This is a genomic window from Bowmanella dokdonensis, assembly GCF_017254865.1.
Lineage (GTDB): Bacteria > Pseudomonadota > Gammaproteobacteria > Enterobacterales > Alteromonadaceae > Bowmanella > Bowmanella dokdonensis.
In genome coordinates this window covers 200,438-215,445 of sequence record NZ_JAFKCV010000001.1, presented here as the reverse complement: position 1 = coordinate 215,445, position 15,008 = coordinate 200,438, and the positions used below count along the sequence as shown (strand labels likewise).

The following is a 15,008-nucleotide window of genomic DNA, read 5'->3' as shown; positions in this document are numbered from 1 at the left end:
TTATGGGTTCTGCTTAATGTCAATACTGGCCAGCTCCTGTTGCAACGCGGCAGTGACGGGTGCCTTGCCAGTCCCACCCAGGACATTGCGCTTGTCCACCAGGTACTCCAGTTGCAATACCTGATATACGTCTTCTTCGATCAGATCCGAAAACCCGCGCAATTGTTCAAGGGGCAACTCTTCAATGGCTTTACCTTCTGCCAGCGCCGCCAACACCACCTGGCCGGATATATCATGGGCGGTGCGAAACGGTACCCCCTTGCCAACCAGGTAATCGGCCAGTTCCGTGGCATTGGCATACCCCTGCTGGGCCGCCTGTGCGCAGCGGGCCGCATCCAGTTCAACACTGTCTACCACTTCGCAGGCGATCATCAGACAGATATGCCACTGGTTGACCGCATCGAAGGCACCTTCCTTGTCCTCCTGCATATCCTTGTTGTACGCCAGCGGCAGGCCTTTCATGGTGACCAGCAGTCCCTGGAGACTTCCGAATACCCGTCCGCACTTGCCACGAATCAGCTCAAGGGCATCGGGATTTTTCTTCTGCGGCATTAAGGAGGAGCCCGATGTCACCTGGTCCCCCAGGCGCAGGAATCCGGCCTCGCCCGAGTTGAAGAAGATCATGTCTTCGGCCATCCGCGACAGATGCATCATGCTGGTGCTGGCGCAGAACAGCAGCTCCAGTACGTAGTCACGGTCTGAGACGGCATCCAGGCTGTTCAGACAGGGTGAAGCAAAGCCAAGCTGTTCGGCGATTTCCTGTCTGTCGATGGCATAAGTCGTACCCGCCAGGGCGCCACTGCCCAGCGGACACTGGTCCATGCGGCGCATCAGATCGTCAAGGCGGCCCATATCGCGCTTAAACATCTCCACATAGGCCAGGCACCAGTGGGGATAGCGAAGGGGCTGGGCACGTTGTAAATGGGTATAGCCGGGCAGAATCACCTGCTGATGACGTTCCGCGGATTTCACCAGGCTGCGGTGCAACTGGCGCAGGTCCTGCTGCAATTGTGCACAATGCTCCTTAACCCACAGCCGGAAGTCGGTGGCCACCTGATCATTGCGGCTGCGACCAGTGTGGAGCTTGCGGGCCAGATCGCCCAGCTCGTCGATCAGTGCTGCTTCCACAAAACTGTGAATATCTTCTTCCTGACTGCCGGCAAAATCCAGTTCGCCGGCTTCGGCGCGCACCAGCAGACCTTTGAGGGCCCGCTCCATGCGGGCCTGTTCTTCGTCGCTCAGTACGCCTGCCCTGGCAATGGCCCGGGACCAGATGATGGATCCACGAATATCCTGGCTGGCCAGAATCTGATCGAAAGGCAGCGAATCATTCACCTGCCGGAACATCTGACTGCTGCCGCCCTGGAAACGTCCTCCCCAGAGCGCCATCAGTTGTTGCCCTTCTCTTTAAGGGCCTTGATGCGGCTTGACAGGCTGTACAGGCGGATAAAGCCTTCGGCGTGACTCTGATCATAGACATCGTCGGCACCAAAGGTGGCAAAGTCTTCTGAGTACAGAGAATTGGGCGAACGGCGCTGCACCACAGTGGCCTGTCCTTTGTAGAGCTTGACCACCACATCCCCGGTAATCTGACGAGCAAAAGCTTCGGCACCGGCCAGGATGGATTCACGCAGAGGGGTGAACCAGCGTCCGTCGTACACCAGATGGGAAAACTCCAGGCCCAGCTGCTCACGGAACTTCAATGAAGTCTTGTCCAGCACCAGATGCTCCAGGGCCTTGAACGCCGCCATCAGCACTGTGCCTCCGGGCGTTTCGTAACAACCGCGGGACTTCATGCCCACCAGGCGGTTTTCCACTATGTCCAGTCTGCCCACGCCATGGGCTGCCGCCAGTTTGTTCAACTCTACCAGCGCCTGGTAGGGGCTCAGTCTGTCACCATTAACCGCCACCAGACGGCCCTGATCAAAACTCAATTGGACACGATCGGCCCGTTCAGGAGCATCCTCCGGATCCACCGTCAGGGTCCAAACCTGTTTGGAAGGCTCGCACCAGGGATCTTCCAGCTCACCGCCTTCGTGTGAAATATGCCAGGCGTTGGCGTCGCGGCTGTAGATCTTGGTAGCCGAGGCACTGGTTTCAATCTTGCGCTTGGCCAGATAGTCGAGCAGATCCTCGCGGGAATGCATGTCCCACTCACGCCAGGGCGCAATGACTTTCAGATCAGGAGCCAGGGCGGCAAAAGCCCCCTCGAAACGCACCTGATCGTTGCCTTTGCCCGTACAGCCGTGGCACAAGGCATCGGCGCCCACTTTGCGGGCCACCTCCACCTGGGCCTTGGCGATAATGGGTCTGGCCATAGAGGTGCCCAGCAGATACTGGCCTTCGTAGACCGCCCCGGTCATGACAGTGGGATAGATATAGTCGCTGACGAAGTCTTCCTTCAGATCCATGATATGACATTCGCTGGCGCCGGTACGCAGCGCTTTCTGTTCCAGGCCTTCCAGTTCTTCATCCCCTTGTCCCACATCTGCGGCAAAGGCCACCACTTCGCAATCATAGTTCTCTTTCAGCCAGGGGATGATGGCCGAGGTATCCAATCCACCCGAATAGGCCAGAACGACTTTATTGATTTGCGGCTTCGACATCTTTTCTCCTTTGCCTAGCTGGCGGGTTGGCCAAGCAGGCTGATTAATATGGCATTCTGTGCATGCATCCTGTTTTCCGCTTGCCGCAGAAGAAGTGAGCATTCACTGTCAATGAGTTCACTGGTAATTTCCAAATCCCTGTGTGCCGGCTGACAGTGCATTACATGCCCGGCGCCGGTTCTTTCCATCAGAGCCCTGTTCAACTGATAGGGCATAAACACTTCCCTGGCCTGCTCTATGGGCGTCTTGTCACCCATGGAGACCCAGGTATCGGTATAGAGTACATCGGCCCCTTCAGCCGCCGCCAGATCCTGGCTGAAGACCAGCCGGCCACCGTTCTGGCTGGCCAGGTTCTCGGCCTTGTCGCGGATCCAGGCAGCAATCTCATGACCTTTTGGCGTGATGACCCGGACTTCTGTACCCAGGATGGCGCCCAACAACAATAGCGAATGCGTGACATTGTTGCCATCGCCTACATAGGCCAGGACGGGCTCTTGCACCTCGTTGTAGACTTCCTTGAGGGTCAGATAATCGGCCAGCGCCTGACAGGGATGGTACAGATCACAAAGTGCATTGATAACAGGCACCCTGGCGGTCTCCGCCATTTGTTCCAGGGTTTTATGGCTGTAAACCCTGGCGACGATAGCGTCAGCCCAGCATGCGAGGTTGGCCCCCATGTCATGGGCTGCTTCGCGTCCCGACAATTTACCGGCCTGGCTGTCCAGGTAGACCATATGGCCACCTAACCTGTTGATGCCTATGTCAAAACTGACCCGGGTCCGCAGGGAAGGTTTTTCGAACAAGGCCACGACGGACTTGCCCTCTAGCGTCCGCCCATAATCCTGCGGTTTTTGCTTAACCCGCAAGGCCAGCTCCAACAGGGCCTGCAGCTCGGCTTGGGGCCAGTCACAGAAAGTCAACAGATCCTTCTTCATCAGGGTCTCCACAATATAGGCCAGTGGCCGGTTCAGGTTATTCGGGATAGATACGGGTACCCGCAGACTGATTGTCTATCAGGCGCAGCAGTGCCTCCGGTTCTTTCCAACTGGCGATGGTGACCGGCTGTCCGATGCTGCTGGCCGCTGTCATGGCCGCTTCGACCTTGACCACCATGCCATCGCGGATGACCTGCTGTTCAATCAGCCTGGCGATCTGCGACGGATACAATTCGGCCAGCAGCCGCTTATCTGCATCCAGCACGCCGGGTACGTCCGACAACAGCAGCAGTTCGCCATGCAGAAGCTGGGCAATGACCGTGGCGGCCTGATCGGCATTCACATTCAGCAGGTTGCCGCCCTCATCGGCACCGATGGAGCTGATGACCGGCAAAAAGTTCTCGCTCAACAGCACCGTTAGCAGCGTCGCCTGATTGGGCGAGACGGATCCCACCGCCCCATATTTGGCGTCCATCGCCTGGCACCTGACCATGGCGCCATCGGTGAGCGCCAGGCCAACGGGATTCATGCCCACGGCAATAGCCTGGGCTACCAGCTGTTTGTTGGCAGTGCCGGCCAGGGCACCGACAATATAGGGCATCTGCTCCTGCGTGGTGACGCGCAGGCCGTCGATCTTGACCGTCTTGAGTTTCAGCGCCTGCATCCACTGTTCGACTATCGGGCCGCCACCATGCACCAGCACAACCGGACGCTTGTTGGCCAGTTGCCTGATCACGTCCAGCAGCAAACGGGCGGCGTCGGCATCGCCGATAAAGGCACCGCCTACCTTAACAATCAGGGGTTTCATTGCCTTTCCTCCATCAGCCCCAACGCGGCGGAGAAGCCGAATCTCAGGTTGGCGCATTGCAATGCCTGTCCGGCGGCGCCTTTTAACAGATTGTCGATGGCACTGGTGACCACCAGATGTCCGGAGGTTTCGTCCAGCTTCCAGTAAAGATCCACAAAGTTTGTGCCGGCCACTTCGTCGATTTTCGGCCAGCTTTTACGCAGACGAATCAGGGGATTGTGAGCGTAAGCCTGCTCATAGGCAGCCTGTACATCCTGTAACCGGACGCCGTCTTTCATCTTACAGGTGATAGTGGCCAGAATACCCCGTTTGAAATTGCCCAGATGGGGCGTAAAGATCACCTCTCTGCCCAGGTGGCTGGCGATTTCCGGCTGATGCCGGTGGCCCAGCACACCGTAAGCCTGCAGGCTGACCTCACAAAAGCTGCTGTTCAGGGCAGCCTTGCGTCCGGCGCCACTGACCCCGGAAACGGCGTTGATGACCGGCCATTGGGCGCCATCGAGCAGGTCCGCCTCATGCAGGGGTTTGAGCGCCGTCAGGGAGGCTGTCGGGTAGCAGCCCGGCACGGCAACCAGATCGGCTTCGCGGATTTGCGCCATGTTCCAGTCCGCCAGGCCGTAAACGGCTGTCTTCAACAGACCGGGTTGATGATGCTCGAATCCGTAATAGCGGGCGAAAACCGCTTGGTCCTTAATACGGAAGGCCCCGGACAGATCCATAACCACCGCCTGTTTGCCGACCAGCTGAGGCATCCAGTCGTGGCTGGCTTCATGGGGGGTGGCCAGGAAAACCAGTTCAAACTTGTGGCCCAGTTCAGACAGTTGCTGTTCATCCAGAGGAATCAGCGGATAATCCAACAGACCGGCATAGCGGCCGTAAAGCTCGCTGAGGGATTTGTTGGCGTCCTGGCTGCCTGCTGACACGTACAGCGTCGATAACTCAAACTCAGGATGTCGGGCGAGCATGGCGGCCAGTTCAGCCCCTGCGTAACCACTGGCACCCACAATAGCTGTTTTGATCATAATCCTGTGGCTTCTATGTCGGTTAAAACTATTAGTGTAGCGTATGGAGAAAGAGGTCCGTGGCGGAGGACCCGCCAGGACAAACAGCTAGCTTCGTCGCTCTGGCAGGGAAAAATTCTGTGTATTTAAAAACTGCTGCATTGGGTCAACGAGATGAACTAAAGTAACAACTGTGTGATACTCTGCCACTGGTTAGATATTTATTCAATATTTCAGCATATTTATTTTGTGAATAATTTATGAAAACCCTGCCTTTCCTGGATTTCTACAAACAGATCATTGCCATCCCAACTATCAGTGCGGTAGACGAAAAGTGGGATCAGACCAACCTGCCGCTGCTGCAGCACCTCGGGACCTGGCTGGAAGATTTCGGCTTCTCAATAAGTATTCAACCTGTACCCGGAGCCAGGGCCAAGTTCAACCTGCTGGCCAGGCTGGGCAGCGGTGAGGGGGGCCTGTTGCTGGCCGGTCATTCCGATACCGTTCCCTACGACGAAGGGCGCTGGCAGCATGATCCCTTTAAACTGACGGAGAAGGATCAGCGCCTGTATGGTCTGGGCACCTGTGACATGAAAGGCTTCTTCGCCTTTGTGCTTGAGGCGCTTAAGGAGATGCCCCTGGGCAATCTGCGAAAACCCTTGTATATCCTGGCCACCGCAGATGAAGAGACCTCCATGGCCGGGGCGCGCTTTTTTGCCCGGCAGAACCTGATCAAGCCGGATATGGCCATTATCGGTGAACCCACCGCCCTCCGACCTATCCATAAGCACAAGGGACATATGGCCCACAGCCTCGACATCCAGGGCCAGGCGGGTCATTCCAGCGATCCTGATCGTGGGGTCAACGCCATTGAAATCATGGTTCAGGCCATGGAAGAACTGCTAAAGCTCAAACAGCAACTGGCCGTTCAGTACCGGGACGATCAGTTTTCCGTGCCCCAGACCACCATGAACCTGGGCCATATTCACGGTGGCGACGGCGAGAACCGCATCTGCGGCCACTGCCGACTGAACTTTGACTTGCGTGCGGTGCCCGCCCTTGCCGACGATGACGCCATCCGCCGCATCGATGAGGCGCTGGCGCCACTTGGTAAAGCCTATCCCGGCAGGCTGAGCCGCACCCTGATGTATGACACGGTGCCGGCATTTGCCAGCCAGCAGCAAACCCGGTTATTCTCGCTGGTCGAAGAATTGACCGGCCACGCTGCCACCAGCGCCAACTATTGCACCGAGGCCCCCTTTATCAGCCAACTGGGCTGCGACACTCTGGTACTGGGGCCCGGTAGCATAGAGCAGGCCCATCAACCGGATGAGTATATCGACCTGTCTTATGTGCAGCCTACATTGAGGCTGTTGAGGCAGATGATTAACCAGGTTTGCCTGACACAGGGTCACTAAGTGGAGAGGGATTTGCCGACAGAAGCAGTAATTTTCGATATGGATGGCCTGCTGATTGATTCTGAACCCCTCTGGCGGCTGGCCGAACAGGAGATCTTTGCCACGGTGGGCATCAACCTGACCGAGGACATGTGCTTTGAGACCATGGGGCTCAGTACCCGCGAGGTGGTGGAATACTGGTACCGGCATTTTGACTGCGACCGTGGGGATATCGGGGAGGTTGCCGGCAGGCTGGAAGACCGGATGGTGGAAATGATACGAGAAGAAGGCGAGCCCCTGCCCGGTGTGTATGCCCTGCTGGAACATTGCCGGCAGGCGGGTCTGACCCTGGCAATTGCTTCAGGATCCGTGGACCGGCTGATCGAGGCGGTGGTCGAGCGGCTCGCTCTCAAGCCCTATTTCAGCCTGTATCACTCGGCACAGCACGAAGCCGCCGGAAAACCTGACCCGGCCGTTTATCTGGGGGCCCTGCGGCGCCTGGACCTGAAGGCCGGTCAGTGTGTGGCATTCGAAGACTCCTTACGGGGGGTGCAGTCCGCCAAAGCAGCAGGTCTGTATACGGTGGCGGTACCTGAGCCGGGCATCAACAGGCGGGAATTTGTTATCGCCGACAAGGTCCTGCACAGCCTGGAGCAGGCCCTGCAACTGCCCTGGCTGAACGGCAGAACCCTTAAGTTGCAACCCTGAGCGGAGGACAACATGAAAAAGACCCTGGCGCTTGTCGCCCATGATCACAAAAAGCCGGAACTGATCGACTGGGCCAAGGCCCACAAAACCATACTGGCAAAATACAAACTGGTGGCAACCGGCACCACCGGCGGCTTGCTAAGCGAAGCCCTGGATCTGCCGGTACTGAAGTACAAAAGCGGCCCGCTGGGTGGCGATCAGCAAATTGGCGCCCTGATTGCTGAAGGCTCCCTGGATGCCCTGTTCTTTTTCTGGGATCCACTCAATCCCGCCCCCCACGACCCGGATGTCAAAGCCCTGCTCAGGCTATGCTCAGTATGGAATGTGCCGGTGGCCTGCAATGAGGCCACCGCGGATCTGATCATCAGTTCACCCAGGTTTGATGACCCCAACCAGTATCGCAAGATCCCGGTTTATTAGCCCCGTCGGGCTGGGTGGCCGCCTTTGTGGCCACGCCCCTGCATTCTCTCCCTGTGCTGAGCCAACTGCTCACGCTGCTCGTCATTGAGTAGTTGATAAAACTGATGGCGAAAAGCCAGTTCCTGCACTGCCGAGCTGAGAAACCCGTCCTCATGGCGGCTGTATAATGCATTCCAGCTTGCTTCGCTGAATTCCCCTTGTTGCAACAAGGCCAGTTGAGCGGTTCTGAAAGCCAGATGGTTGGCCTGTTTCTGCTGCCGCTGTACCTCCTGTTCGGCCTGCAGGGCGGCCAGGGCCTGTTGCTGATCGTCATTCAGTTTTAGTCTGTCAATCATGTGTTCCCGATGCACCTGCCGGCTTGTGCGGGGAGCAAGGGATTGTACCTGGGCCTGCCAGGCCTGCTGCTGCCCGGCATTGAGCAGATTCCAGATCTGTTGCTGCAACAATGCCTTTTGCCACATTGCCTGACGCCTGTCTTGCTGTGTCCGCTGCAACAATAGGGTGGCTTGGTCAGGATCCCAGCTTTGGGCCTGCACCAGTTGGCTGATTGCCTGATGTTCCGCCTGCCGGTCGGGTTTTAAAGCCTGCCGCTGTGCTCTTTGTTGCTTGAGCAACTGGCGGATATCCTGGCGTTGCTGGCGGGACAAGTCGAGTTGCTCCAGCACCTTGTGAATCCCTTCCGGATCTTGGGGTGGGTGGGCCTGGGCCGGCCCAACCAGGATCAGGCCCAGGGTCAGGGCCATGAGGGACTTCTGCAGAGATTTCATACTTGCTCCTGTCATTCAACGAGTTCAGGAAGAGTCTAACCATTGCAATGCAAAGTAACGCAAAGGCAGTGTAAAGCTTGTGTAAATGAACCCTGCTGTGACTTTGACAATTCAGCCACAGGGATTAGCATCCAGTCATGCCCCACCGAGTTTCAAGCCATGGCCCAAAAATCCCTGCTTCTGATCGATGATGACACTGAACTGAGTGCGTTGCTGAAGAACTACCTCGAGCCCCAGGGCTACCGCCTGACGATGGCCCATACGGGCCCGGCCGGGCTGGATCTGGCCACTGGCGGGCAGCACTTCGACTTGATCCTGCTGGATGTAATGCTGCCTGAGACGGACGGGTTTGAGGTACTCAAAACCCTGCGCAGAACCCATCTGACACCGGTGCTGATGCTGACCGCCCGGGGGGACGATTTTGACCGTATCCTGGGCCTGGAGCTGGGCGCCGATGACTATTTGCCCAAGCCCTTCAACAGTCGTGAACTGTCAGCCCGGATCAAAGCCATCTGCCGGCGCATGGAACTGCTCCCTGCCAGCAGCCAGCAGCAATGTCTGGCGATCGATGAACTGTTGCTCGATCCCGCCACCCAGAAAGCCAGTGTACAGGGACGGGAACTGGCGCTGACAGGCACCGAGTTTGCCATGCTGCATCTGCTGATGGCCAATCAGGGCAAACTGGTCAGCAAACAGCATCTGAGCGAAAAGATCATGGGAAGGCGCCTATCGGCTTTTGATCGCTCCATCGACATGCATGTGAGCAACCTGCGCCGCAAACTGGCTGATGTCCAGCCCAAGGAGCGCATCCGGACCCTGCGGGGATCGGGGTATATGCTGGTGGAAATTCGGTGAGGGGATCCTGGCTGAGTCGGCTGAATCCGCTCAACTCTCTGTTTGGCAGGATATTTCTGTGGTTCTGGCTGACGACAGTGATCATGCTGGTCACCACCATCTGGATATCCCGGCAGATGACTGACCAGATCCGCTACGAGCCTGCCAGAAAGTTCCAACAGGAACGTTTGCAGCAAAGTGCCGACAAGCTGCAACGGCTGGCCGGTCGCAGACGCCATGATTCCGCCCAGTTGGATGAGCTGTTACGGCGTGTCGGCATGCGCGAGCATCTGGGTTTGATGCTGCTTTCCCCGGTCGACGGCAAGGCTCTGTTGAGCTTTCCCGGTTCAGACAGACTGGATCTTGCCCCATTTTGGGCCCTGCAGGACCAGCAGGCCGTTTTCAGTATTGACGGGCCAGTCTGGCAGTTTACCGGGCCCCGGGCCCTGATCCTGGAAGATAAGCGCTATCTGTTGTTTGTCGGCCGGTTCAAACCCCCAGGCCCCTTTTTGTTTGCCCGCCAGCAACCCTGGCTGATGGGGTTAGTGATACTGCTCACCAGCGCAGGGCTTTGTGCCCTGCTCGCCTGGTCTTTGCTAAGACCCATCGGCAATTTGCGTGAAGCTACACGCGCCATGGCCCGCGGCGATCTGCAGGCAAGGGCCGTTAAGGTAGCCTCCCGGCAGGACGAAGTGGGCCAACTGGGACGGGAATTTAACCATATGGCCGAACAGTTGCAGCGGCTCGTCGACAGCCAGAAACGTATCCTGGCAGATATTTCCCATGAATTGCGCTCGCCCCTGGCCAGACTGCAGGTCGCCATAGGTATTGCCCAGCAGGAAGGGAACGAAGACTCCGTTCACCTGTTGCGGATAGAGCAGGAAGCCGGCCGAATCGACCGGATGCTCGAAGATGTGCTGACCCTGGCCCGGCTGGATAGCGGTCAGCAACACCTGCACTGGGAGATCCAGTCGCTGGAGGCTTTGCTGGGTCAGTTGTGTGACGATATCCGCTTTGAAGCCCGGGCCTATGGCAAGGAACTGACCGTCCAATACCCGGGTGAGATTAAGGTCAGGGTGGACATTCGTCTGTTCCTCAGCGCCCTGGAGAATGTGCTGCGCAATGCCCTTAAATACGCAAGGGCGAGAATCGGGCTTACAATTACCGCCTCCGGCAACGGACTGGCTATTCGTATTCTGGATGACGGGCCAGGGGTGGCGGACGATCAGTTGTCGCGCCTGTTCGATCCTTTCTATCGGGTATCCAGCGCCCGCAATCGTGAGACCGGCGGCACGGGACTGGGGCTGGCCATCGCAGCTGGCGCCATTGCCTCCCAGGGTGGCACAATAGTGGCCAGCAACCGGGCAGAAGGGGGATTATGCGTGGCCATTCATTTAGCATCTGTCCAGTGGGACGCGGATTGATGTTCCAATTATTGACCCGTCACCTGTCCCTTCTGGTACTGTTAATCTTTTGTTCCGCGGTACAGGCGATGGACTACTATTTTTCTGATGAACAGACCCTGAGGGAAAACTATCCCACCCTGATTCAGGGCTTCTGGCACAACCAGGTTCAAACCGGCACCTTCAAGGGCCGGGAAGAACTGGATATCGCCTATGCATACAGTCTGCATCCTGAGGCACGGGGCACCATAGTGATCAGCAGCGGCAGGATTGAGGGTTACCTTAAGTATAAGGAGATACTGTTCGATCTTTACCAGAACCGCTATTCGGTGTTTATTCTCGATCACCGGGGGCAGGGCCTGTCGGAACGCATGAATGATCATGCCCATCAGGGTTATGTGCGCCACTATGATGATTATGTGGCGGATCTGAAGCAGTTTTATGACCAGATAGTCCTGCCAAACAGCCGGCATAAACCCGTTCTGCTGGGTCACTCCATGGGCAGCGCCATCGGCACACTGTATCTGTCAGCCTATCCGCAGGATTTCAGCAAGGCGGCGTTCAGCTCTCCCATGTACGGTATAAAGTCCCCTCTCCCTTTGTGGCTGGCCAGGGGCCTGGTCAGCTCCGGACAAAGCCTGAATCGCTGGTTTGCGTCACGGCCCTGGTATTTTATCGGCCAGGGGGATTATCTGGCGGTGCCATTTGCCATCAATACCCTGACTCACAGCAAAATCCGTTACCAGATCTTCCGTGACGAATACGAACAGACCCCGCGCCTGCAATTGGGCGGGGTGACCTTCGACTGGTTGCAGGCTTCACTGGATGCCCTGGACAGGCTGGAAGATCTTGCCCCAGAACTGCAAACCGAGATTCTGGTTCTGCAGGCTGGCGGTGATCTTGTGGTGGACAATGGCAGACAGGATCATCTTTGCGCCCTGATGCCTCGCTGCCAGCTACGGGTAATAGCCAAAGCCAGGCACGAGTTACTGATGGAGGCTGACCCCTATCGTACCGAGGCTATGACCCGGATACTGGATTTTTTTCAGGCAGAGTGACCGAGATGGGATCCTGATGGATCAACACTTCGGCCTCCGGGATCTGCCGGCTGACCGCCTCTTCCACTTTGACCGTAATGTCGTGGGCGTCCACCAGCTTGAGATTGTCATCCAGCTCCAGATGGAACTGAATAAAAATGGTCCGGCCCGACTGACGGGTGCGGATATCATGCACCCCATGCACTCTGGGGTCGGCCCTGACGATTTCCTCGATCTGGGCGCTGTACTCTTCGGGCAGCTCTTTGTCCATCAGGGTTGCCATGGATTGCAATCCAATATCCCGCGCGCCCCACATCAGGTACAGGGCTATGCCGATGGCAAACCAGCCGTCCATGGCCAGATAACCCTGACTGCTGAGCCACAACGCCAACAAGACGGCCAGGTTCATCAAGAGATCTGACTGATAGTGCAGGGAATCTCCTTTCAGGGCCACCGAATTGGTCCGCCGGATGGCCAGCCTTTGCACTGACACCATTACCAGTGTCATAAAAACACTGAAAATCGTCGCATAGACCGCCAACTCAGGGCGATTGAGGGCGGTGGGGTATTTCAGTTGATCCACACTGTGTAATATCAGCAGCAGAGCAGAACCGAAAATAAAGGCAGATTGGGCCAGGCCCGCCAGGGATTCAGCCTTGCCATGGCCAAACTTGTGGTCCTCATCCGGCGGCATCAGCGCATAACGAAGGACAAAAAAGTTAATCAGGGAAGCCGCCACATCAAAAAAAGAGTCGGTCAGGGAGGCCAGCATCACAGCAGAGTCGGTGCGATACCAGGCCCAGGTCTTGACCAGGATCATGCTCATCGCCGCCAGCAGGGTAAAAGAACTGGCCAACTTGACCCAGTAACCGTATTGATCTTTCTTTTTTGCTGTCATTGACCCGGATAGCTGCCTGTTTTGTTGATCAGAGTATAACCCGGAGATGCGTTGCGATGCAGTGGGGGAGTTAATACCAATCGGATTAGTATAAGATGTTATTCTTTGGCTTCAATCGGTTACCCTCGTTTATCATGCTTGACGTCCTGCTCTATCAACCGGAAATACCGCCCAATACAGGCAATATCATTCGTCTTTGCGCCAATACCGGCTTTCGTCTGCACCTTATTGGTCCGCTGGGCTTTACCTGGGATGACAAGAGATTACGCCGGGCGGGTCTCGACTACCATGAGTTTACCCGGGTGGGCCGTCATGACAGTCTTCAGAGCTGCCTAGAGCAGGTAGAGCCCCGGCGCCTGTTCGCCTGCACCACCAAAGGCAAAGTCCACTATGCACAGGTGGCATTTTCCAGGGGGGATGCCTTACTCTTTGGGCCAGAAACCCGCGGTTTGCCAATGGAGATTATCGAGTCTTTGCCCCCCCAGCAGAGGCTGCGCATACCCATGCTGGCACAAAGCCGCAGTATGAACCTGTCCAATGCGGTAGCGGTGATGGTGTTTGAAGCCTGGCGGCAACTGGGTTTTGAGGGTGCTCTGTAAAAGTTGGCAGAAAAATTCTACAGTTCAATCGCTTAAGTCAAATTTTCTCCTCACTGAGAACTGCCAACTTTCTTACTCGAACTTTTTTTCCCGACCCAGCAGGGCCAGTGCCGCATCTTTGGGCGACTTGCCCGCGTAGAGCACCTGATAGATCTGTTCGCTGATAGGCATTTCGACCCCCTGGCGTTTGGCCAGCAGATAGACTTCCTTGGTGTTGCGGTAACCTTCCACCACCTGCCCTATGCTGTCCATGGCCTGCTGGACTGTCATACCCTGGCCCAATGCCAGACCAAAACGCCGGTTTCGGGACTGGTTGTCCGTGCAGGTCAGGACCAGATCGCCCAGGCCGGCCATGCCCATAAAGGTGCTGGCTTCAGCGCCCATGGCAACACCCAGGCGGGTCAGCTCAGCCAGGCCTCGGGTAATCAGGGCTGTGCGGGCGTTGGCGCCAAAGCCGATGCCATCGGCCAGTCCGGCACCAATGGCGATGACGTTTTTTACCGCGCCGCCCAATTGGACGCCAATAAAATCACTATTCTTGTACACCCTCAGCGACTTACCGCAATGCAGCATATCGGCGATATCGTCGATTAGCTTGTCATCGGCAGAGGACAGGGAAATAGCCGTTGGCAGGCCCGCCGCCATCTCTTTGGCAAAGGTGGGACCAGACAATACAGCCAGGGAGATCTGGTCGCCTAATATACGACGGGCCACGTCCTGCAACAGGCAGCCGGTATCAGGCTCCAGTCCCTTTGTGGCCCAAAGTACCCGATGCCCGGGGCTGAGCATGGGCTTGATCTGCTTGAGCATGGCGGCAAACCCGTGACTCGGTACCACTACCAGAATATTGGGACTGGCGGCAATGGCTTTGGCAAGATCCACCTCGATGCGCAGGGCATCCGGAAAAGCCGCCCCCGGCAGGTAACGCTCGTTGACCCTGTCTCTGGCCATTTTGGCCATCTGCTTCTGGTCACGTCCCCACAAGGTGGTGGGAAACCCGTTTCTGGCAAAACAAAAAGCAAGGGCGGTGCCATACGACCCCGCCCCCAGTACCGTCATGCTCCGGACATTAGCTTGCATCAGGCCTCTTGGCTTTGTGCCGCCTGCTGAGCCTGGGCATTCTCGGCGCGCTTTTGCATATATGCGGCAAAGATGGCGTCAAAGTTTACCGGTGCCAGGTTCAGTTGCGGGAACGTGCCCCGGTTCACCAGATTGGACACACATTCGCGTGCATAGGGGAACAGGGTGTTAGGGCAGAAAGACCCCAACACATGAGCCTTCTGGGAATCGGCCATATCTGCCACCGTAAAGATACCAGCCTGTTGCACTTCCACCAGGAAGGCCGTTTCTTCACCCGCCTTGGCGGTGACAGTGACAGACAGCACGACTTCGTAATTGTTGTCGTCCAGTTTGCTGGTACGGGTATCGATATCCATCTTCACTTCCGGCTTCCACTCTTTCTGGAAGATGGCCGGGCTGTTCGGAGACTCAAAAGAAATATCCTTGGTGTAGATACGCTGAATGGCAAATTGAGGCTGCGTGGCCTGACCGTTTGCTGCAACGTCTGCGCCGTTGCCTTGTACTTCATCTGTCAT

The 15,008-nt window shown here is 56.9% G+C and carries 16 protein-coding genes; 7 read left to right on the top strand and 9 right to left on the bottom strand.

The window, feature by feature from the left end:
- The 5 genes from argH to argC are packed head-to-tail and all read right to left on the bottom strand — an operon-like array spanning position 1 to position 5,371.
- Complete coding sequence (gene argH / locus J0A66_RS01045; protein WP_206571912.1) at positions 1–1,389, bottom strand: argininosuccinate lyase; 1,389 nt, start codon at positions 1,387–1,389, stop codon at positions 1–3.
- On the bottom strand, positions 1,389–2,606 hold the full coding sequence (locus tag J0A66_RS01040; protein WP_206571911.1) for an argininosuccinate synthase: 1,218 nt from the start codon (positions 2,604–2,606) through the stop codon (positions 1,389–1,391). The genes argH and J0A66_RS01040 overlap by 1 nt, the downstream gene beginning before the upstream one ends.
- Positions 2,607–2,620: 14 nt before the next feature.
- Positions 2,621–3,541 carry an ornithine carbamoyltransferase gene (locus tag J0A66_RS01035; RefSeq protein ID WP_206571910.1) on the bottom strand — a complete coding sequence of 307 codons (921 nt, stop codon included), beginning with the start codon at positions 3,539–3,541 and terminating at the stop codon, positions 2,621–2,623.
- Positions 3,542–3,578: 37 nt separating this feature from the next.
- Positions 3,579–4,349: an acetylglutamate kinase gene (argB, locus tag J0A66_RS01030; RefSeq protein WP_206571909.1), complete on the bottom strand. Its 771-nt coding sequence runs from the start codon at positions 4,347–4,349 to the stop codon at positions 3,579–3,581.
- Positions 4,346–5,371, bottom strand: coding sequence for an N-acetyl-gamma-glutamyl-phosphate reductase (argC, locus tag J0A66_RS01025; RefSeq protein ID WP_206571908.1), 1,026 nt, complete (start codon positions 5,369–5,371; stop codon positions 4,346–4,348). The genes argB and argC overlap by 4 nt, the downstream gene beginning before the upstream one ends.
- Positions 5,372–5,610: 239 nt before the next feature.
- Between argC and argE the strand changes: the two genes are divergently transcribed.
- Genes argE through J0A66_RS01010 form a run of 3 tightly spaced genes read left to right on the top strand, consistent with a single transcriptional unit; the run spans position 5,611 to position 7,875 of the window.
- Positions 5,611–6,768, top strand: a complete 1,158-nt coding sequence (gene argE, locus J0A66_RS01020) for an acetylornithine deacetylase (RefSeq protein ID WP_206571907.1) — start codon at positions 5,611–5,613, stop codon at positions 6,766–6,768.
- Positions 6,769–6,780: 12 nt separating this feature from the next.
- Positions 6,781–7,455 carry a hexitol phosphatase HxpB gene (hxpB, locus tag J0A66_RS01015; RefSeq protein WP_206571906.1) on the top strand — a complete coding sequence of 225 codons (675 nt, stop codon included), beginning with the start codon at positions 6,781–6,783 and terminating at the stop codon, positions 7,453–7,455.
- A 12-nt stretch (positions 7,456–7,467) separates the two neighbouring features.
- Positions 7,468–7,875, top strand: a complete 408-nt coding sequence (locus tag J0A66_RS01010; protein ID WP_206571905.1) for a methylglyoxal synthase — start codon at positions 7,468–7,470, stop codon at positions 7,873–7,875.
- On the opposite strand, the gene J0A66_RS01005 is transcribed toward J0A66_RS01010, so the two are convergent.
- Positions 7,872–8,642 carry a Spy/CpxP family protein refolding chaperone gene (locus tag J0A66_RS01005; RefSeq protein WP_206571904.1) on the bottom strand — a complete coding sequence of 257 codons (771 nt, stop codon included), beginning with the start codon at positions 8,640–8,642 and terminating at the stop codon, positions 7,872–7,874. The genes J0A66_RS01010 and J0A66_RS01005 overlap by 4 nt on opposite strands.
- A gap of 159 nt (positions 8,643–8,801) precedes the next feature.
- Here J0A66_RS01005 and J0A66_RS01000 point away from each other — a divergent pair, with 159 nt between their 5' ends.
- From J0A66_RS01000 to J0A66_RS00990, 3 genes are read left to right on the top strand one after another with little or no spacing between them, the layout of a single operon-like run.
- Complete coding sequence (locus J0A66_RS01000) at positions 8,802–9,497, top strand: response regulator (RefSeq protein WP_206571903.1); 696 nt, start codon at positions 8,802–8,804, stop codon at positions 9,495–9,497.
- Entirely contained in the window at positions 9,494–10,900 is a 1,407-nt protein-coding gene (locus tag J0A66_RS23665; protein WP_206571902.1) for an ATP-binding protein, read from the top strand. Before J0A66_RS01000 ends, J0A66_RS23665 begins: the two co-directional genes overlap by 4 nt.
- Entirely contained in the window at positions 10,900–11,937 is a 1,038-nt protein-coding gene (locus J0A66_RS00990) for an alpha/beta fold hydrolase (RefSeq protein ID WP_241263936.1), read from the top strand. Before J0A66_RS23665 ends, J0A66_RS00990 begins: the two co-directional genes overlap by 1 nt.
- On the opposite strand, the gene J0A66_RS00985 is transcribed toward J0A66_RS00990, so the two are convergent.
- Entirely contained in the window at positions 11,900–12,814 is a 915-nt protein-coding gene (locus tag J0A66_RS00985; RefSeq protein WP_206571901.1) for a cation diffusion facilitator family transporter, read from the bottom strand. The genes J0A66_RS00990 and J0A66_RS00985 overlap by 38 nt on opposite strands.
- Positions 12,815–12,948: 134 nt before the next feature.
- Here J0A66_RS00985 and trmL point away from each other — a divergent pair, with 134 nt between their 5' ends.
- Positions 12,949–13,413 (top strand): tRNA (uridine(34)/cytosine(34)/5-carboxymethylaminomethyluridine(34)-2'-O)-methyltransferase TrmL, encoded by a 465-nt coding sequence (gene trmL / locus J0A66_RS00980; protein WP_206572316.1) that lies wholly within the window; start codon positions 12,949–12,951, stop codon positions 13,411–13,413.
- A 72-nt stretch (positions 13,414–13,485) separates the two neighbouring features.
- On the opposite strand, the gene gpsA is transcribed toward trmL, so the two are convergent.
- Together gpsA and secB are read right to left on the bottom strand one after the other, a co-directional pair.
- Positions 13,486–14,493, bottom strand: a complete 1,008-nt coding sequence (gene gpsA, locus J0A66_RS00975) for an NAD(P)H-dependent glycerol-3-phosphate dehydrogenase (RefSeq protein ID WP_206571900.1) — start codon at positions 14,491–14,493, stop codon at positions 13,486–13,488.
- Positions 14,493–15,008 carry a protein-export chaperone SecB gene (gene secB, locus J0A66_RS00970; protein WP_206571899.1) on the bottom strand — a complete coding sequence of 172 codons (516 nt, stop codon included), beginning with the start codon at positions 15,006–15,008 and terminating at the stop codon, positions 14,493–14,495. The genes gpsA and secB overlap by 1 nt, the downstream gene beginning before the upstream one ends.

Coding starts and splice junctions, on each gene's coding strand:
- argC (WP_206571908.1), bottom strand. CDS start 5,371: ATGATCAAAACAGCTATTGTGGGTGCCAGTGGTTACGCAGGGGCTGAA.
- J0A66_RS00985 (WP_206571901.1), bottom strand. CDS start 12,814: ATGACAGCAAAAAAGAAAGATCAATACGGTTACTGGGTCAAGTTGGCC.
- gpsA (WP_206571900.1), bottom strand. CDS start 14,493: ATGCAAGCTAATGTCCGGAGCATGACGGTACTGGGGGCGGGGTCGTAT.
- J0A66_RS00990 (WP_241263936.1), top strand. CDS start 10,900: ATGTTCCAATTATTGACCCGTCACCTGTCCCTTCTGGTACTGTTAATC.
- J0A66_RS01040 (WP_206571911.1), bottom strand. CDS start 2,606: ATGTCGAAGCCGCAAATCAATAAAGTCGTTCTGGCCTATTCGGGTGGA.
- J0A66_RS01005 (WP_206571904.1), bottom strand. CDS start 8,642: ATGAAATCTCTGCAGAAGTCCCTCATGGCCCTGACCCTGGGCCTGATC.
- argB (WP_206571909.1), bottom strand. CDS start 4,349: ATGAAACCCCTGATTGTTAAGGTAGGCGGTGCCTTTATCGGCGATGCC.
- J0A66_RS01035 (WP_206571910.1), bottom strand. CDS start 3,541: ATGAAGAAGGATCTGTTGACTTTCTGTGACTGGCCCCAAGCCGAGCTG.
- J0A66_RS01010 (WP_206571905.1), top strand. CDS start 7,468: ATGAAAAAGACCCTGGCGCTTGTCGCCCATGATCACAAAAAGCCGGAA.
- J0A66_RS01000 (WP_206571903.1), top strand. CDS start 8,802: ATGGCCCAAAAATCCCTGCTTCTGATCGATGATGACACTGAACTGAGT.
- trmL (WP_206572316.1), top strand. CDS start 12,949: ATGCTTGACGTCCTGCTCTATCAACCGGAAATACCGCCCAATACAGGC.
- argE (WP_206571907.1), top strand. CDS start 5,611: ATGAAAACCCTGCCTTTCCTGGATTTCTACAAACAGATCATTGCCATC.
- secB (WP_206571899.1), bottom strand. CDS start 15,008: ATGACAGATGAAGTACAAGGCAACGGCGCAGACGTTGCAGCAAACGGT.
- argH (WP_206571912.1), bottom strand. CDS start 1,389: ATGGCGCTCTGGGGAGGACGTTTCCAGGGCGGCAGCAGTCAGATGTTC.